Source organism: Chitinophaga japonensis, from assembly GCF_007830125.1.
Classification (GTDB): Bacteria; Bacteroidota; Bacteroidia; order Chitinophagales; family Chitinophagaceae; genus Chitinophaga; species Chitinophaga japonensis.
The window spans coordinates 132,607-150,821 of record NZ_VLLG01000008.1; the positions used below are offsets into that span (position 1 = coordinate 132,607).

Here is an 18,215-nt window from a genome sequence, read left to right on the forward strand (position 1 = left end):
AACAGACAAGAATATTAAAGAATGAAACTTATCTATAAAACACTGCTCCTTGCTGCCTTGTCGGGCAGCGCATTTGCGCAGGAAACACCCAAGGAAGAAGATTTTTCGAAGATCATGAAGGTCTCTTCGCCCGAAGGTACCCTGCTGGAAGTTGGCGGGCTCGTAGTAATGCCCAACGGAGACCTGGGCGTGAGCACCCGCCGCGGAGATATCTACATAGTTGAAAACCCCACCAGCCGCAAGCCTTACTTCCGGAAATTTGCTTCCGGGCTGCACGAAGTGCTGGGGCTGGCCTGGAAGGACGGCGCCCTGTACTGCGCTCAGCGCGGTGAGCTGACCAAGCTGGTGGACACCAATATGGATGGAAAGGCCGACGTGTATGAAACGGTATATGCCTGGCCCTTATCCGCCCACTACCACGAGTACAGCTTCGGCCCGAAAATAGCGCCGGACGGCTCCTTTTTCGTATCCGGCAATGTGGCTTTTGGCGATGAGGAATGGTGGCGCGGTGAAAGCCGGGTGCCCTGGCGCGGCTGGATGATGCACATTACGCCCGATGGACAAATGACACCCTATGCCACCGGCTTCCGTTCTCCCTGTGGATTGGGGATGATAAACGGTGAACTGTTCTATACCGATAACCAGGGCGACTGGGTAGGCTCCGGGGGCGTATGGCAGGTGAAGGAAGGCGATTTCATGGGACACCGGGGAGGCCTCCGCTGGACAGGGATGCCGAATTCGCCGCTGAAGCTGACCACGGAAGAGCTGTATGCGCTGGTGGACCCGCGCCGCAATAAGAATGCAGAAGGACGTTATATCAAGCCGGAGAACGTGGTGAATGAAACATTCATCACCCTGGCGGAGGTAAAGGAAAAGATACCCGCCCTGCGCCTGCCGGCCGTAGTGCTGCCGCATGGCGTACAGGGCATCTCCAACTCCGAGATCGTACAGATCCCGGAGGGCAATTTCGGGCCCTTTGCCGGCCAGTTGCTGGTGGGAGACCAGGGCCAGAGCAAGATCATGCGCGTGGAGCTGGAGAAAGTGAACGGCGAATACCAGGGTGTAAGCTTTGATTTCCGCAGCGGTTTCCAGTCCGGTGTATTGCGCATGGCCTGGGCAAAGGACGGCTCCCTGTTCATAGGCGAGACTAACCGTGGCTGGGGTTCTGCCGGTGAGGCTAATGAAGGTTTGCAGCGGCTGGTATGGAACACGCAGAAAACGCCTTTTGAAATGCAGACCATAAAGGCCATGCCGGACGGTTTTGAGATCAGCTTCACGCAGCCGGTAGACAGGAAGTCGGCTGAGGACCTGGCTTCCTACGCCATAGAAAGCTTTACTTATAAATATCACCCGGTATATGGCAGTCCCCCGGTGAACGTGGAGCCCTGTACCATCAAAGGCGTGAAGGTATCCGAAGATGGTATGAAAGTGCGACTGGTGGTGGACAACCTGCGCAGGCACTATGTACATAACATTACCCTGGAAGGCGTGCGTGAAAAGGATCATTTCTATTCACTGGTGCATCCCACGGGTTTCTATACGCTGCACAACATTCCCATCGGCGCCCGCCTGGCCATGAGTGAGCTGAGCACGCGCAACTCTGAAAAAGAAGCGGCCGCAAAGGCTGCCGCCGAAGCTGCTGCCAAAGCCAAAAGTAGCGCTGCAAAAGCCGCCGCTGCCAAAAAAGCAACAGCCGCAGCGCCCAAAGCGGTAGTAGCACCTACATTTGAAGAGGTGAAGCCACTGCTGGCCAAGTATACCTGCCTGGCCTGCCATAACGCCAATAAAAGGCAGGTAGGTCCCGCTTTCCTGGATATAGCGAAACGTGCATACAGTAATGAGAAGATAGTAGATCTCATTTACAACCCGCAACCGCAAAACTGGAGCGGGTATGCTACCGAGATGCCGCCAATGCCCAACGTACCTAAGAAGGAGGCGTTGAAAATAGCGGCATGGATCAATTCGCTGACGGCAGGGAAAACCGCTGCGAAGTAAAGTAATGGAATGAAGAATAAACAGCAGCCCCGGTCATTGGCCGGGGCTGTGTTGTTTGGTATGGCCGCGCAATATGCGGTGATGGGATATACCGGACTTACGCGTTCTCCAGCGTTTTGATATCGAACTTCTTCATTTTCATATAGGCCTCCATTACCCGCTGCGCTTTGTCGGGATTGCCCAGCAGTTTAGGTAAAACAGTAGGCACTACCTGCCAGGATACGCCAAACTTGTCTTTCAGCCAGCCGCAACTACTCTCGCTGCCGCCTTCTGCTGTAAGCTTTTCCCAGTAGTAGTCGATCTCTTCCTGGGTTTCGCAGTCTATCACGAACGAGACCGCTTCATTGAATTTGAACTGGGGACCTCCATTGAGACCTATGAATTTTTTGCCATCGAGCTCAAATTCCACCACCATCTGGTTGTCGGCCCTGATCCTGGCGTTTTTAAAAATTGAACAGTAGAACTTGGCTGCCGCCTGGGCCTGACCGTCAAACCAGAGGCAGGGGTAGATGTTGTTTGTCATTGTGATCTTTTTTTATGATAGCTCAAAATTATTACAGGTTGAAAAGGCGAAATAGAACGAAACTGACAAAATTCAATTTTCAGCGGGTTGGCGATAGGCCAGGTACTCCCCCGGCGTGAGGGATGTAAACTCCCGGAAAGCGCGGATAAAATGGCTCTGGTCGGCATAGCCATTGCTGAACGAAAGGTCCGTGAGATTTTTGAACTGGAGCTGGTTAAGTTGCCGGAACGCGGCATTGAACTGGCTGATCCTCCTGAACTGGGTGGGAATAATGCCGATGTTTTTCCGGAACAGCCGCTGGAACGTGCGCCCGGTCATGTACAACTCCTGCTGCACTACCGCCAGGTTCTTTTTGGAGGGCGCGCTGGCGATCTTCTCAACGGCATACTTAATGATGCGCATATCGGTTTTGATCCTGGTCGTGAGGCTGAAAATGTAATTGTCCAGCAGGGCGATCATCTCGCTGCTTCCCGTAGCGTTCAGCAACTGTTCCTGGAGTCCTGCCCTTACCTGCGCCGGCAGCAGGTTCAGGTCAATAGGGTTGTCTGTCAGTTCCTGCGCTGAAACGCCAAACAATGAGTTCAGCGCGTATGGCTGGAAGAAATAGGCGATCAGGGTGAAATCCTCCCTTATAGTAAGGGTATCAGGGAATACCGTCTGCCCGAACAGTGTCAGGTTGTTCGTAGCATGGCCGATCTGTCCTTTCGCTGTCTGGAAAAGCAGGGTAGGCGTGCCATTGGCGAACAGGGGCAGTACAAAAGGGTTGGTTACCCGGCAATCTTCGATAACGAGTATTTCCCGGACATATTCGGCAACACGGATGGCCGGCGGCAGATAGGTCACTTGCATAGCACTTTGCTTTTGGCGGCGGAGACGATGCCAAAATTAAGGTATGCATGCTGGGTTTCCCGGGGGCAAAAGCGACATTGTAAGGGGGGGAGTTGCCATCAGAATTTCCAGCCGATAGAAAAACTGGGCGTAGCAAAGAAGGGCTTGAGACGGAAAGTCGTTCCATGCGCCATGGTCTGTTCGTCTGCACGGAAAAGCGTTAATACGCCATTCACCTTGGGCATCAGGTAAAAGCCGGAGCGCCCCCAGGGATACCAGATATAGCCTATGGCCGGCGCTATAAAGCCATTTGTATTACTGAATGTTTCCGCCCCGGCGCTAACCCGGAACTCTTCAATGCCTAGCCCCAGTTCCGCAAAAAAGCCCTCTTTATGGGCGGCAAAATGGTAGCGGCTTAAGAAACTGGCTATCCAGTTGAGACGCATATCCAGTGCATCGTGGTTATTACTGTCGAACAGCCATTCTTTGGTGATCCCGGTAATGTCATGGCGGGCGACCAGGAACCCGAAACTCCACTTTGTTCCCTTTGGATAATAGAGGGCCCCCAGATCGTAGCCACCCTGTAAATAAGTAGTTATCCTGGCTTCCAGGGCCAGTTCGGGCTTTGATGAAACGCTGCTTTTATCCTGTGCGGAAGCCCATAAGCCTGCATAGGTGATAGCAAGGCAGAAAAGGAAAATGCTTTTGATTGACATGGTGATCGTTATTGTTGCGATACAAAGCAACAAATAACCGGGCCCGCAAAAAATCACAAATGTTAAGAAAAGAGCGGTGGATGTTTGCTAGCTTTCCTTACGAATACGGCTCAGGCTTTGGGGCTCGATGCCCATATAGGATGCCAGGTCATACTGGGGCATGTGCTGGATATAGTCCGGGGATCTTTGCATGATCTCTTTATAGTAGGCTTTGGCATCCAGGCTGATCAGGTCAGTAATGCGTTGCTGGCATTTCAGCAGGGTCTGGAAAATGTATTGCTGGAAGAATGTTGCTATTGCGGGAAATTGTTGCTGTGCCCAGGCAAAGTCGGTTTGGTGTATGCAGTGCACAATAGAGGGGTCGGTAGCTTTCAGAAATTCGGCAGTAGGGGCTTGCCGGCTGAAGCTATCCAGGCAGGTAATGAACGCTCCTTCCCTGGCCAGGTGCCGGGTGACGGACTGGTCTTCTACTTCCTGTCCTAACAGGATGCTGCCGCGTTCCACAAAAAAGATGCTGGTCGCTACCTGGCCGGCCTGCAGCAGGTATTCATTTTTAGCAAATGTTTTTGTATCGAACCTGGCGAGTATTTGTGCCACATCCGGTTCGGCGATACCGATATTGCTGAAGATATCCTGCAGTTTTTCCATGATAAGGCTGGCTGTTTGGTGTCTTTCCCAATTTACACTTTTAAGCTGGTTTTACGGTACGGTAGCCCGCCATTTCAACAGCTTTTCTTTCAGCTTTGCTACAATTGCCGGCTCGCGGTCCGCAACATTGGTCGTTTCGTTCCTGTCTTTTATGATATTGAACAGTTGAATGTCCGTACCATCGCTATTCATTAACAGTTTCCATTCCCCGGAACGCAGGGCGAGGTTCGGGCTTTTGTCCCTGCCGGCGGGATATTTGAATGCGATGTTATTACGCCCGTATTCCCAGAACATATCCCCGGTCCTGGATGCCGGCTTGCCTGATAACACCGCGCTCCGGTCTGTTCCGTCGCCGGTGTAATCTACGGGTAAAGGAACGCTGCAGAGCCGGGCCAGGGAAGGAAGCATATCAACAGCGTTGAGCACGGATGACCCGTCAACTGTTCCTGCCGGAACATGCCCCGGCCAGCTTATGATGAAAGGCATGCGTATGCCGCCCTCATACAAAGAAAGTTTTGTGCCTCTCAAACCTGCAGCCCTGCTGCCCCTGAAACTGGGCAATGGTCCATTGTCGCTGGTAAAAATAATGATGGTGTTCTTTTCAATACCTAACTTTTTTAATCCATCCATTAGCCTGCCCATCTGGATATCATACTCTTTTAATACCAGCTTAAAGGCAGCCTCCTCTTGCGGGTTCATGGGATATTTACCGGTGTATTCCGGGTCTTTTCCTGGCACCCAGGGGGTGTGCATATCGTCCGGCCACAAATTCACAAAACAGGGTTTACCTTTATGCCTGCTGAGAAAATCAAGTGTTTTATCTACAAAGTACCGGGTACGGTCCCATCTTTTGATGCTGTCTTTGTCGGACCAGATCCAGTTGGTGGCGGTAATTAACGGATCAGGATCCGGGCTTTCGTAGGTGCCCGCGTGCTCGTCAAAACCATATTGTTCAAACCCCGGGGCGTTTTTTACATCCCTCCCGCCACCAAGATGCCATTTGCCAAAATGGCCGGTAGCGTAGCCTGCATGTTTAAAAAAACGGGCCATTGACGGAGCGGCAGGGTCCAGGAAATCGGCCTGTTCAGCATTCCTGTTGTGCTTTTTGTTATCGAGATAGGTAGTAAAGTTCCATCTGCCGGGATACATACCGGTAAGGAGCCCCGCCCTTGAGGGGGAACAAATGGGAGCAGCACTATAGTATTGCATGAATTTCCGGCCACTGTTGGCAAGCCGGTCTATATTGGGAGTAGGAACAAATTGTCCGCCAAAACAACCAATGTCGCTAAAGCCCATATCGTCCGTAAGAATGAAAATGATATTCGGCCTGTTATCAGGCGGCGTATTTGCTACGGAATAGGCAGGATGATATCCTGTCCATAAAACGATCGCTGCGATGGCAACCGCAGCCAGTACCGGTAGTTTCCATTGATGTAGACCTGCCATTTGTACGGTTTTTATCCTTTACGTGGAATCCAACTAATATAATCACAATAATATAAACATAACATACCGTCATAGAAAAAAAGCGGAAATTTGGCGAATAGTTCTCTAAATTAGTATTGATAATTTCTCTTGCCCGTGTTGCCTTCCTTAAAAGATCATAGTATGCTGCAGGCCATTGCCGAAGGTAATGAGCGCGCTTTTAATGACCTTTTTCAACTGTACCACCAGCACCTGGGCGGCTTCGTTTTTTCTGCCACCAGGTCCCATGAGCTGACCGAGGAAATTATACAGGACGTGTTTGTAAAGGTATGGGAAGAGAGAGCGGCCCTGCCGGCGGTAAGGAATTTCAGCGCCTATCTATTTATTGTTACCCGTAATCAAACGCTGAACGCCATCCGGAAATCGGCGCGCATGAAGCAGCAGCAGCAGCAGGCCATGTTGCACTTCACACTTGCAGATGACAGGGAACAGGCACCCGCAGATAATTATTATGCTTTACTGGATAATGCGGTAGAGCAATTGCCCCTGCAGCAGAAAAAAGTATTTCGCCTGAGACAGCAGGGGCTTAAAAATTCGGATGTGGCCCTGCGCCTGAATTTATCCGTAAATTCCGTTAAAAAGTACCAGCAGCTTGCAGTACAGGCCATCGCCAGGTTCATCCGGTCGGGCCTGCTATCGGAAACGATCATCCTTATTTGCCTGTTTTTTTAATTTTTTTTCTCTTCGATATCTCCCTTTTGCCATTTTTTGTGTCTTTATTGATGAAGGGCCGATCACCTGAACATTGACGTATGCCGGTTTCAAGGATAGACATTCTCATAGCGCGTTTTCATGATAAAACGATCACTGGTGAGGAGCATGCTGAATTATTGGAGCTGCTCTCACAGGAAGCGCATAGCCGTACCGCCCGGAAGTTTTTCAGGGAGGTCCTCGATCGCCAGCCGGCGGATGCGCAGCATTTCAGCCCGGACGACAGCCAGGTGCTGTGGGATGCCATACAGGCAAAGATCCGGGACAGACAGCGCAGGCCCCTCGTACACAGGCTGCAGGTATGGAAATGGGCTGGCGCGGCTGCTGCTGCCTGCCTGTTGCTTGTTGCAGGATACCGTTGGTGGAAGCCTGCCCGCCAGGAAGCGCATAGCGTGGCGCAGGTGCATAATAAGCCGGCCGACCTCCTGCCTGGCAAAAAGAATAAAGCCGTCCTTATACTGGCGGATAATACAGAGATCGTCCTGGACTCGGCCGGGGCCGGCGTCCTGGGACTGCAGGGCAGTGCCCGTATCAGGAAGGGGAAAAACGGCGAGATCGTTTACGAGGAAGGAGATGTTTCAGGGAAGCCTGATGGAACGGTGTACAACATACTGAAGGTTCCAAACGGCGGCGAGTACACGCTGACTTTGTCGGATGGCAGCAAGGTATGGCTGAATGCCGCTTCACAACTGAAATACCCGGCCAGCTTTACAGGAGGAACGAGGGACGTTGAGCTGAGCGGAGAAGCCTATTTTGAAGTTGCCAGGAACAGGGAAAATCCATTCAGGGTCCATTTTAATAAAGCGACCGTAGAAGTCCTGGGCACGCATTTTAATGTAAACGCCTATGCTAATGATGACGTGCACGCCGTAACGCTGCTGGAGGGATCGGTGAAAGTAGCAAGGGGCGATCATTCGGTGTTGATCAAGCCGGGGGAGGAGGCGGTGCTGGCAGGCATGAAGCGGCTGACTGTAAAACAGGTGATTGCGGAAGACGCCATCGCCTGGAAGAACGGCTACTTTGTATTTGCGGATGAAGATATCAGGAGTATTATGAAGAAGCTGTCCCGCTGGTACGATTTTACAGCGGAATACCGGGGTGATATCAGCGATGAGCGTTTTGGCGGAGTTATCTCAAAATTCCGGAATGCCTCGGAAGTGTTGAATATGTTCGAATCTACCGGAACCATCCGGTTCCAGATAATACCCGGCGATACATCCGGGAAAGGAAAAAAGATCATTGTTATGGAATGATAATCAACCTGATTGCCTTGCCCTGATACAGGTGGACAGATTTTCCGAGCCGGGATCTGGCGGGTAAACCTATGGCCAAAGAAGCCGGTAATGCTCCTTTTAAATATCTAAAACTAACTGAATGTATGAAATTTTATACAGTCTGGAAGAATGCCATTTCTCGAATTTTATGGACGCTGCTGTTGTTGCAGCCGGTTACCGCAGCATATGCACAGCGCATCACTATCCATGCACACAACAAGCCGCTGTCTGTTATTTTCAGGGAGATCGGGAAGCAGAGCGGGTACGACCTTATTTACAATGTACGCGCCATTGAGAAGGTGGACGAAGTATCTGTCGGCATGACCGGCGCAGACCTGTCATCCGTGCTTGACAAATGCCTGTCTGGTACAGGGCTGACCTACAAGATCGCTAATAAAAGCATCATCATTAAAGCAGCACAGGATGCGCCCGGGCAGGAAACCCCGCAGGCGGTGTTGCGGGGCAGGGTTACGGACAGCGATGGGGAGCTGCTGATCGGCGCTACCGTAAAGGCAAAGCTGGCCAACCGCACTGTTATCACCGATGAGCGTGGTGAATTTACAATAACCGGCGCCGGTGAACAGGATGTGCTGGTGATTTCCTACACGGGTTATGCAACCACGGAGCTCCCGGTAAAAGGGAATGCTTTCATCACTGTGGTGCTTAAAACGTCCACGCAAAGCATCGGTGAAGTGGTAGTAGTAGGGTATGGTACGCAAAAGAAGGTGAACCTCACGGGTGCTGTTTCCCAGGTGAGTGGAAAGGAAATCGGCCATCGCCCCACGGCCAATATTGTTACATCCCTGCAGGGCCTGCTGCCCGGGTTGAATATCCAGTCCAATAATGGCGACCCGGGCGTAACGCCCGAGATCAATATCCGGGGCTTCAATTCCATTAATGGCGGTGCGCCCCTGGTGCTGATAGACGGTATAGAAGGCGACATAGACCGCCTGAACCCGCTGGATGTTGAAAGCGTTACCGTGTTGAAGGACGCCGCTTCTTCTGCTATATATGGCGCGCGCGGCGCATTTGGCGTAATACTGGTCACGACTAAAACAGGCAGGGAGGGAAAGCTGCAGGTCAATTATACCAACAACTTCGCCATGACCACGCCCACTTCCCGCACTGACTTTATTTCCGATCCCTACGAGTATGGGAAAACGGTGGATGCCGCATTGTACGGGTATAACGGCACCACCTATACGGGCTATACCGATGAGGAATATGAAAAGATCAGGCAGGTGGCAGCCGGTGAAATAGCCCCTTTTATGGAGCAGCAAAGCGACGGCACCTACAAGTTCTTCTACAATACGGACTGGTACCGGTTCCTTTTCAGGAAATGGCAGCCATCCTATAGTCATAACCTGTCCATTTCGGGAGGAACGGACAAGATACAGGGGTACCTTTCCGGGAGGGTATACCGCACCAGGACCATACAAAATATTGATGACGCCAGGCTGAAGAAGTACAACCTCAAGGCCAACCTCCGGGTAAAAGCCAATAAATGGCTGGAGCTTTCTTACAATTCACAGCTCAGCACCGAGGATAATATGGCGTTTGGAGGCGCCCGGAACGGCTTCGGAGGCGTGTGGAGCAATACCACCTGGTATTATCTTTTCCCTTTTCATCCGTCTGAGATTAACGGCACGCCCTTTGACTTTTTCGGCAATGGCGCCCAGGGCGCGCTGGCGGAAAGGTCCAACTACATAAGATCGCATTCCGAGCAATATATTAATACCCTGTCTGCACAGGTTGATCCCGCAAAGGGGCTTCAGTTGAACTTTGCCTACAGCAACAGGATCAACCAGGTGGCCAATTCCACCCGGCTGAACCGGTATTCCTATTTAAGCGGCAACAAGATCCTGCAACTGACCGGGGGGCAGAACAGGCTCACGGAAGTGCGTAACCGGAGTTACTACAATGTGCTGAACGCCTATGGCACTTACACAGCAACCCTGCATAATACGCATCATTTTAAACTGCTCCTGGGCTTCAACCAGGAAGACTATGATTCGGACAACGTGCTTGCCGAACAGGGGGAGCTGCTGGCAAACAACCTGGCCAACCTGAACCTGGGAACCGACCTGCTGCGCGCTACCGGCAGCGGCTCCTTGTGGGGCATCCGCGGGTATTTTGGCCGGTTTAACTATGACTATAAAAACCGGTACCTGCTGGAAGTGAATGCCCGTTATGACGGTTCATCCCGGTTTCCCAAAGTGAGCCGCTGGGGCTTTTTTCCTTCGGTATCCGCCGGTTGGTATATCAGCGAGGAAAAGTTCTACGCGCCTTTGAAAAATGTAATGAGCGCATTAAAGCTCCGGGTATCCTATGGCAAGCTGGGTAACCAGAATATTGACAACAATACTTTCTCACAGTTATTAACCACCGGCCAAACCACCTGGCTGATCGACGACGGGCGGGTCAATTTTGCAGGAGCGCCCGCGCCGCTGCCCAAAGTGGTGAGCTGGGAAAACTCCCGTACCATTGATTTCGGGGCGGACCTGGGTTTCTTCAATGACCGGCTGACCGCTTCTTTTGACTGGTATGAAAAGAATGTGGAAGGCATGTACCTCCCGGGCGAGCCGTTGCCATCGGTATTCGGGGCGGCGGAGCCCAGGGAAAACATTGCCAGGCTGCGCAACCGCGGATTTGAGCTTAGCCTTGGCTATAACAACAGCTTTATGGTAGGCGGCAGCGCCCTGCGGCTGCAGGTCACCGCAAGCGTTTATAATTTCTCAGGGGTGATTACCAGGTATCCCAATCCCAATGGCTTAATGAGCACCTTCTGGGAAGGGCAGCGGCTGGGAGCTATTTATGGATACCGGGTAGACGGGCAGTTCCAGTCCGATAAAGAAGCGGCCGATTACCAGGCCGGCTTTGAGAATCCCAGCAAGGACCTGGCGCAGGTTTACAATTACATATTGAATATCGTGCAGAATACGGAATGGAAAAAGCTGCGGGCAGGTGATATCAGGTACATGGACCTCAATGGCGATGGCGCCATTGATAAAGGCAACAACACGCTGGCCAATCATGGCGACCTGGTGGAGATTGGTAATGCCATGCCCACCTGTCCTTTTGGGTTCAACATCAGCGCAAGCTGGAAAAACTTTGATCTTTCGGTGGCAGGCGCCGGCGTTGCCCGGCAGGACTGGTATCCCACCGGGGATATTTACTGGGGACCCTACCTGCGTCCTTACCTGTCATTTATCCGCAAAGACCTGGTGAGCAATGCCTGGACACCGGAACAACCCGGGAATACCTATCCGCAGATCAACAGGGGATACGCAGCCCTGGGCACCCGGCGTTCGCTGTACGAAGTCAATGATTATTATCTCACCAATGTCGGCTATTTACGGGTGAAGAACCTGACCCTCGGCTATACGCTGCCGGAAAAGCTCACCAGGCGGGCGCAGATACAAAGCCTGCGGGTCTATTTCAGCGGCGAGAATATATTCACCTGGAGCTTTGGCAACCTGACGAAATATATTGACCCTGAAATGGCCGGTTCCGGTATTGATTATTCCGCCCCGGGGATGGCTGTGGACCGTGCCACCGCACAGGCTTATCCCATAGGAAAGATTTTTTCAGCCGGCGTTAACCTGACCCTGTAATTCATGACTTCAAAACTATTAACAAATGAAAAAACTATACGTTGTTCTAAGTGTTGCCTGCGCATGCATGACCGCGGGCTGCGATAAAAAGGACATCTTAAATACGACTGCGAAGGACAGGATCGATGCGGAAAATTTTTTCAACACAGCCACTGACCTGGAAGTATATACGAACGGGTTTTATGATATGCTGCCCAATACAGATGTGTACCTGGACGATACCTATTCCGACAACATCATTCCGCTCATCGTGGACGAACGGGTGAAAGGCGCACGGGTAGTACCTGCTTCCAGTGCGAATACCGGCTGGACCTGGGAACACCTGCGCTCCATCAATTATTTTCTGCAGCATTACCGGAAATGCCCCGATGAAGCGGCGAAGCTGCAATTTGGCGGCATTGCCAGGTTCTTCCGGGCTTATTTTTATTACAATAAGGTAAAAACCTTTGGCGACGTGCCCTGGTACAATAAAGTGCTGGAAGCAGATGATCCGGACCTGTACAAAGCCAGGGATTCCCGCAAGCTGGTGATGGATTCCGTGCTGGCGGATATTAATGATGCCGTGGCCAGCATACCCGCTGCAGTGCAGCTCAACCGGGTAACAAAATATACGGCGTTGTTGCTGAAAGCGCGCATTTGCCTGTTTGAGGGCACCTTCCGGAAATACCACCACCTGGGCGACCACGAAAAATTCCTGGCCGAAGCGGCATCCGCGGCGGATGAACTGATCGCGAGTGGCGCTTACACGTTATATACGGCAGGCGGCGTAAATGAATGCTATCGGGATCTTTTTGCCCGGACGGACCAGGACGCCACCGAGTCCATCCTGGTCAGGGATTATAACCCTGTTTACGGGCGCCATGGCCTCAGCTACCTGATGACTTCTCCTACAGCCGGCGTATACGGGATTCCCAAAGACATGATCAACAGCTACCTGATGAAGGATAACAGCCGTTTTACCGACATACCGGGATACAACACCATGGAATATTATGAGGAAATGCAGGACCGTGACCCCCGCCTTACACAAACCACGCCCGGACCGGAGTTTACCGCCTACCGGGAAACCGCCCGCGAACCGGTGAACCTCGGCATCACCACTACCGGTTACCGCGTGATCAAGGCGCTCACCACCCGGGACCAGTGGGGACCGGTCAGCTCCTACAATGATATCATCATTTTCCGCTATGCTGAAGCATTGCTGGTGCTGGCGGAAGCAAAGGCGGAACTGGGAACGCTTACGCAGGCCGACCTGGACCGGTCCATTAATAAACTCCGGCAGCGGGTAGGCATGCCCGGCCTTGACATGGCCGCAGCCAATAGCCATCCCGATCCCTACATGGAAGCGATGTATCCCAATATCGACCAGGGGCCCAACAAAGGCGTACTGCTGGAGATCAGGAGGGAAAGGCGCATAGAAATGTTCAATGAAGGCCTGCGCTGGGATGACCTGATGCGCTGGAAGGAAGGCAAAAAGCTGGAAAAGCCTATGGTAGGCATGTACTTCCCCAGCCTGGGCGCATTTGATTTCAATAATGACGGCCAGGCGGATGTGTACCTGCATGACGGCGATCCTTCCGGCGCGCCTCCCGGAACCACCAGTATCATTAACGTCAACCAAAAACGTTTGACCAATACCACTTCCGGTTATTTTAATCCTTTATACAGCACTCCCCGGGTGTTTGATGAAAGCAAGGACTACTTTTACCCGATCCCGCTGGAAGACCTTACGCTCAATAAGCACCTGGAACAAAACCCGAACTGGTAAACATCATTTTATTCATTTAATACATGCCCAAATGAAAAAACTGGTTGCAGTAACTATCCTGTGCTCCCTGGTTTGCACGACCGTCCTGGCGCAATATACCCTGGACTCCAGCCGGCGAATGTCGCCCGGTGTATGGTACTACCACTACAAGACCACCTCGCCTGCACGAAGGATCTGTGTAATGGAGATCAGCTTTTCCGAGCCCACCGTTAAATTGCAGGCGGTCAGATCCGGTAGCGTGATCAATGCGGATAAAGAGACGGTTCCCGCGATGTATGCCCATCATGATAACTACCGTCGGCATGATGTAACCGCCGGTATCAATTCCGATTTTTTTACCAGTCCCGGCCCGGAGTATAACCCGCGGCATATGATGATCGGTGATGGCGAGATCATGTGGGATACTATGCTTAACAGAACCGTATTTGGCATTACGGAGGATAATATTCCTTTTATTACCAAGCTCGATGAAAGCTACAGCGTTAGCGCAGGAGGGGCCAGCTATGCCATTGAGCATATCAACAGGCCCGGAGGCACCGGCCAGATGGTGTTGTACAACCGTTTCACCGGCGGTTCCACAGGAACCTCTTCCGGGTGTACAGAGGTTAGGATTGTACCCGTCGGCGGGATCGGGGACTGGAGCGCCAACGCTACCATTTCCTGCCGGGTGCTGGCAAAATCAACCGCCGGCAATATGCCATTCGATTCGGGGCAGGCAGTGCTTTGGGGAACAGGCGCCGCCAAAACATTCCTGGATAATATCAATGTAAATGATGTGATATCCCTGGACCTGCAGGTGCTCTCTTCTCCTTCAGGCATCACCAATATCAAGCAACTGACCGGCGGATGGACCCGCCTGGTGCGGGATGGCGCCAATTATTCCAGTGCAAGTGTGGCCGATGAAGGCGGCGCCGTACCCACCAGCAGCGAGCCCAGGACAGCGATCGGCTTTAACCAGGCGCAGGACAAAGTATATTTTGTAGTCGTGGATGGAAGGGACCCCGGGGTAAGTGAAGGCATGACGCTTTCCACGCTGGCCGATTTCATGCGGTATATCGGCTGCTACCAGGCCCTGAATCTCGATGGTGGCGGTTCTTCCACTATGATGGGCAATGACGGGCTTCGGAATACACCCTCCGATGCTGCAGGTCCGAGGCCGCTGGCCAGCGCTATGCTGGCTTATCTTTCTTCCATCACCCTTGATCTGTTCGAAACAGGGGTGGGGCACTTTGATAAGAACCCTACCTATAGCGGTACTACCGTGGGCGTATCATCCTCTTCGGTAGTGACGAATGCGCTTACCTGTCATAGCGGGTTCCAGGGGCTGATTGTAAAATTATACGACAATGCTTCTTCCAGCCAGGATTGGATAGCCAGGGTATTATCCGGCAGCGGTGTGCCGGCGAATAACGTGACTTTTGGCGCTACGGGCACGTTCAGTTTTTATATGAAAACCTCTACCGCCAATACCAATGCCAAAGTAAGGCTCTGGATCAATGACAGCGATGGCCTGGAGCTTTCACCGCAACTGGCGGTGGACAATGACGGGCAATGGCATCGATACGTATGGAGCCTGTCAGATTATAACGGTACATCCGTTAACGGCGGTAATGGTGTGATCAACAGTGCTGCTGCTACGCTGAACGCCATTGAATTCTCCCAGCCCAATACGTCCGCCACCTGGTTTATCTTTGTAGACGATGTGATGGTGGACCCCGACGGTACGCTGCCCGCCGCAATGCAGGCAGCGCGAAGTACGAATGCGCAGGTGGCATTGGTAGCGGAAAAAGATCCGGGTGCAGTGGTGAAAAAGTCATTAAAAGTATATCCCAATCCAAGTGACGGGAATCTCTTCGTGGAGTTCAAAAACAACAACATATCCGCTTTCAGCCTGCAGGTGCTGGATGTCGCCGGCCGTATAATACTGGATAAAAAATACAATGGCGGCTCGCAACACATCAATTTGTCGCAGCTCAGCACAGGATTGTATTTTATTCATGTGACAGCCGGGGAAGTGGATGAAACGTTCAGGATCTTAATCAAATAAAAAATATGTTCAGGATACGTAGCTGCGTGCTTGGCTGTATGTTATTGTTTTACCTGTGTCCTGTTTTTAGCCAGGAGCACAGGTTGCGGATCATCAGCTATAATATTTTTGTAGGGATGCATTTGGATACGGCAGCCGGCAAACCGGCCTTTGTGAACTGGTTGCAGGAAATGCAACCTGATATACTGGCGCTGCAGGAAGTGACGGGATTTACCCAGGCATCCCTTGAAACACTCGCCCGGCAATATGGGCACCCTTATGCGGTGTTATTGGTAGAAGGTGAAAAATATCCCGTAGCCATCACTTCCAGGTATCCTATTGTGAATGTGCAAAAGGTAAGTGACAACATGGACCGGGGTTTTATTATAGCCCGTATCGGGAATATGAATGTGGTATGCCTGCATTTTACACCTTTTGATTACCGCAAGCGGCGGGAGGAAGCGGACCTGCTGCTGGCTTATATCAAAGCGCAACCCTCCCGTCAGCAATGGATCGTGATGGGCGATTTCAATACGGTATCCCCGGCTGACTCGGCGCACTACCGTGATGGCCGGATGGTGGCCAATTACAGGGCGTATGAGAAAAGATACGCGCCCATTAAAAAGCTGGCAGACGGGAAGCTGGATTACACCGTGATAGGGAAGCTGCTGGATAACGGGTTTACAGACGCCGTGCGCATGAAAGCACGCGCATTTGTAAAAACGGTACATCCTAAGCGTTTTGAGCCCCGATCCGGCACGGATGTATCCTCGAGGATTGATTTTATATTTGTCAGCAAAGATCTTGTGAAGCACATCACCGCTGCGCGGGTGCTGATGGACGATTTCACCGATCATTACTCGGACCATTATCCCGTATTACTTGACCTGAACGTAAAAAAATGATGTACCCGCTTGTTAAAACCTGCTGCCGTTGGCTTGTGTTATACGCGATCCTGTTTGCAGCAACACCCACTTTTTCGCAGGACAGTATTCGCTATACAGATGCTGCATCGCTCCTGCTAACGGGTAAAGCCAAAGCTACCAGGGAGGCCTACCAGCGCATGGATAGTGCGGAGACCCGTGGCATGCCGGCGGTAATCCGCACCCTTGCCAGGCGCAGCGCAGGTATTGCAGTGCTGTTTGAGACAAACTCAAATATCATCCGCGTCCGCTGGAAGCTGGCCGGGGAGGTGTACCTGCCGAATATGACGCCCATTGGGCACAGCGGTCTGGACCTCTATTGCCTGAAGGCAGGCAAATGGCAGTTTGTCAGTGTAGCCAGGCCCGCCCGGGGCACCGACCAGGACCAGGTGATCATACAACATATGGACAGCAGCATGAAGCAATTCATGCTTTACCTGCCTTTGTACAACAGCGTGGAAGCATTGCAGATCGGGGTACAATCGGATGCGCTGATAAGGACTCCCTTACAACCCGGTATCAACAAAGATAAACGCATTGTCATATATGGCTCCAGTGTAGTACAGGGCGCATCGGCCAGCCGGCCGGGCATGGCCTACCCGGCCCTGCTGCAGCGCAGGACCGGGTATGATGTCATTAACCTGGGCTTCAGCGGCAGTGCAAAAATGGAAGCTGCGATGGCTGTCTACCTGGCTACGGTGCCGGCAGATTGTTATGTGCTGGATTGCATTCCCAATCCCACACCGGACCTTATCCGGGAACGGGCTTATCCTTTTATAAAATACCTGCGGGAACATCAGCCTGCGGTTCCCATTATACTGGTGGAAACGGTATTCCGGCAGAATGGGTACTGGGACCGGCAGCTAGGGCAAAAAGTGGAAAAGCAGAATGAGGAGACCCGGAAAACCTATGAACGTTTATTGCAGGAAGGGCACCGGCATATCTATTATATCCGGTCGGCAGCACTGATTGGTGATGACCATGAGGCCACGATTGACGGTATCCACCTGACTGATTTAGGATTTAGCCGTATCTCGGATGCGCTGATGCCGGTGATAAGGAAAGCGATGAGGGAGGAGAAAGGTTTTTAGAGCACAGGTGAATTGCACTTCTGCATAAGCTGAAGTTTAACCGGGAAGCTCCCATTTCTTTATCACTCTCCCGGGTAAATGACCATCACCCTTCCAGGCATGTACGGTATAAGCGTCATTGCCATCCAGCCCATCATAGCTGATCGTTCCTAAACCTGCATAGCAGATCAGGATGTTGTAGATACCCGGGGAAAGGTTGATTTTATTAAAGTCTTTAATATAATCGGTGGTTCCGGAGATGCTTAGTATACCTGAAGGCAATCCGATACTACATTCAACTATATGATCCCATGCATGGTGGTCCAATTCGGGCCTTGTTTCATGGATGTTCAAGCTTAAGGGTACGTCCATGTTTCTCGCAGTTCCGATAATAAAGCCGTTATCTATCGGGTAGTACATGGAGGCGAGATATTCATCACTCCAGTCAACGTCGGTGTATATGTCAGTTGACAATGCGTCTTGCAGGAAGATCATATGATAATCCGCAAAAATGGAGAATGTAAAGGTTATTGGATACATGTCACTAAGAAATTTGTTCCCGTAAGTTATCTGAGTGTGATGCCCTATGTAGCGACCCAGGTCTGTTTATCTTTAATTTAACTTTCTCTTCATT

Annotated in this window: 14 protein-coding genes; 8 read left to right on the forward strand and 6 right to left on the reverse strand. The window is 51.7% G+C overall.

Going from position 1 to position 18,215, the window contains the following annotated elements; translation table 11 throughout:
* Nucleotides 1–21: 21 nt before the first annotated feature.
* Nucleotides 22–1,995, forward strand: coding sequence for a hypothetical protein (locus LX66_RS27545; RefSeq protein ID WP_145719534.1), 1,974 nt, complete (start codon nt 22–24; stop codon nt 1,993–1,995).
* Between the two features lie 97 nt (nt 1,996–2,092).
* Here the strand turns inward: LX66_RS27545 and LX66_RS27550 are convergent, their stop codons facing one another.
* The 5 genes from LX66_RS27550 to LX66_RS27570 all read right to left on the reverse strand — a co-directional run bounded on the left by LX66_RS27550 (nt 2,093) and on the right by LX66_RS27570 (nt 6,156).
* On the reverse strand, nt 2,093–2,518 hold the full coding sequence (locus LX66_RS27550) for a VOC family protein (RefSeq protein WP_145719536.1): 426 nt from the start codon (nt 2,516–2,518) through the stop codon (nt 2,093–2,095).
* A 72-nt stretch (nt 2,519–2,590) separates the two neighbouring features.
* Nucleotides 2,591–3,367 carry an AraC family transcriptional regulator gene (locus LX66_RS27555; protein WP_145719538.1) on the reverse strand — a complete coding sequence of 259 codons (777 nt, stop codon included), beginning with the start codon at nt 3,365–3,367 and terminating at the stop codon, nt 2,591–2,593.
* A 98-nt stretch (nt 3,368–3,465) separates the two neighbouring features.
* On the reverse strand, nt 3,466–4,062 hold the full coding sequence (locus LX66_RS27560; RefSeq protein WP_145719540.1) for a hypothetical protein: 597 nt from the start codon (nt 4,060–4,062) through the stop codon (nt 3,466–3,468).
* 87 nt (nt 4,063–4,149) lie between these two features.
* Nucleotides 4,150–4,710, reverse strand: a complete 561-nt coding sequence (locus tag LX66_RS27565; RefSeq protein WP_145719542.1) for a Crp/Fnr family transcriptional regulator — start codon at nt 4,708–4,710, stop codon at nt 4,150–4,152.
* Nucleotides 4,711–4,761: 51 nt separating this feature from the next.
* Nucleotides 4,762–6,156: a sulfatase-like hydrolase/transferase gene (locus LX66_RS27570; protein WP_145719544.1), complete on the reverse strand. Its 1,395-nt coding sequence runs from the start codon at nt 6,154–6,156 to the stop codon at nt 4,762–4,764.
* A gap of 162 nt (nt 6,157–6,318) precedes the next feature.
* On the opposite strand from LX66_RS27570, the gene LX66_RS27575 reads away from it, so the two are divergent.
* The 7 genes from LX66_RS27575 to LX66_RS27605 all read left to right on the forward strand — a co-directional run bounded on the left by LX66_RS27575 (nt 6,319) and on the right by LX66_RS27605 (nt 17,602).
* Complete coding sequence (locus LX66_RS27575) at nt 6,319–6,867, forward strand: RNA polymerase sigma factor (RefSeq protein ID WP_145719546.1); 549 nt, start codon at nt 6,319–6,321, stop codon at nt 6,865–6,867.
* Nucleotides 6,868–6,947: 80 nt separating this feature from the next.
* The gene (locus LX66_RS27580) at nt 6,948–8,159 is read left to right on the forward strand and encodes a FecR family protein (protein WP_145719548.1); all 1,212 of its coding nucleotides are present in this window, start codon (nt 6,948–6,950) and stop codon (nt 8,157–8,159) included.
* A gap of 125 nt (nt 8,160–8,284) precedes the next feature.
* Nucleotides 8,285–11,794 carry a TonB-dependent receptor gene (locus tag LX66_RS27585; RefSeq protein WP_145719550.1) on the forward strand — a complete coding sequence of 1,170 codons (3,510 nt, stop codon included), beginning with the start codon at nt 8,285–8,287 and terminating at the stop codon, nt 11,792–11,794.
* A 25-nt stretch (nt 11,795–11,819) separates the two neighbouring features.
* A complete protein-coding gene (locus tag LX66_RS27590) occupies nt 11,820–13,562 on the forward strand; it encodes a RagB/SusD family nutrient uptake outer membrane protein (RefSeq protein ID WP_145719552.1) in 1,743 nt (580 codons plus the stop codon).
* A 31-nt stretch (nt 13,563–13,593) separates the two neighbouring features.
* Nucleotides 13,594–15,609, forward strand: a complete 2,016-nt coding sequence (locus tag LX66_RS27595) for a phosphodiester glycosidase family protein (RefSeq protein ID WP_145719554.1) — start codon at nt 13,594–13,596, stop codon at nt 15,607–15,609.
* A 38-nt stretch (nt 15,610–15,647) separates the two neighbouring features.
* Nucleotides 15,648–16,493: an exodeoxyribonuclease III gene (locus LX66_RS27600; protein ID WP_262713232.1), complete on the forward strand. Its 846-nt coding sequence runs from the start codon at nt 15,648–15,650 to the stop codon at nt 16,491–16,493.
* Nucleotides 16,494–16,528: 35 nt separating this feature from the next.
* A complete protein-coding gene (locus LX66_RS27605) occupies nt 16,529–17,602 on the forward strand; it encodes an SGNH/GDSL hydrolase family protein (RefSeq protein WP_158642783.1) in 1,074 nt (357 codons plus the stop codon).
* Between the two features lie 36 nt (nt 17,603–17,638).
* Here the strand turns inward: LX66_RS27605 and LX66_RS27610 are convergent, their stop codons facing one another.
* Entirely contained in the window at nt 17,639–18,121 is a 483-nt protein-coding gene (locus tag LX66_RS27610; protein ID WP_145719560.1) for a hypothetical protein, read from the reverse strand.
* Between the last annotated feature and the right edge of the window lie 94 nt (nt 18,122–18,215).

Bases quoted from the DNA above. Each gene is read 5' to 3' on its own strand.
- LX66_RS27545 (WP_145719534.1), top strand. From the start codon at position 22: ATGAAACTTATCTATAAAACACTGCTCCTTGCTGCCTTGTCGGGCAGC.
- LX66_RS27550 (WP_145719536.1), bottom strand. From the start codon at position 2,518: ATGACAAACAACATCTACCCCTGCCTCTGGTTTGACGGTCAGGCCCAG.
- LX66_RS27555 (WP_145719538.1), bottom strand. From the start codon at position 3,367: ATGCAAGTGACCTATCTGCCGCCGGCCATCCGTGTTGCCGAATATGTC.
- LX66_RS27560 (WP_145719540.1), bottom strand. From the start codon at position 4,062: ATGTCAATCAAAAGCATTTTCCTTTTCTGCCTTGCTATCACCTATGCA.
- LX66_RS27565 (WP_145719542.1), bottom strand. From the start codon at position 4,710: ATGGAAAAACTGCAGGATATCTTCAGCAATATCGGTATCGCCGAACCG.
- LX66_RS27570 (WP_145719544.1), bottom strand. From the start codon at position 6,156: ATGGCAGGTCTACATCAATGGAAACTACCGGTACTGGCTGCGGTTGCC.
- LX66_RS27575 (WP_145719546.1), top strand. From the start codon at position 6,319: ATGCTGCAGGCCATTGCCGAAGGTAATGAGCGCGCTTTTAATGACCTT.
- LX66_RS27580 (WP_145719548.1), top strand. From the start codon at position 6,948: ATGCCGGTTTCAAGGATAGACATTCTCATAGCGCGTTTTCATGATAAA.
- LX66_RS27585 (WP_145719550.1), top strand. From the start codon at position 8,285: ATGAAATTTTATACAGTCTGGAAGAATGCCATTTCTCGAATTTTATGG.
- LX66_RS27590 (WP_145719552.1), top strand. From the start codon at position 11,820: ATGAAAAAACTATACGTTGTTCTAAGTGTTGCCTGCGCATGCATGACC.
- LX66_RS27595 (WP_145719554.1), top strand. From the start codon at position 13,594: ATGAAAAAACTGGTTGCAGTAACTATCCTGTGCTCCCTGGTTTGCACG.
- LX66_RS27600 (WP_262713232.1), top strand. From the start codon at position 15,648: ATGTTATTGTTTTACCTGTGTCCTGTTTTTAGCCAGGAGCACAGGTTG.
- LX66_RS27610 (WP_145719560.1), bottom strand. From the start codon at position 18,121: ATGTATCCAATAACCTTTACATTCTCCATTTTTGCGGATTATCATATG.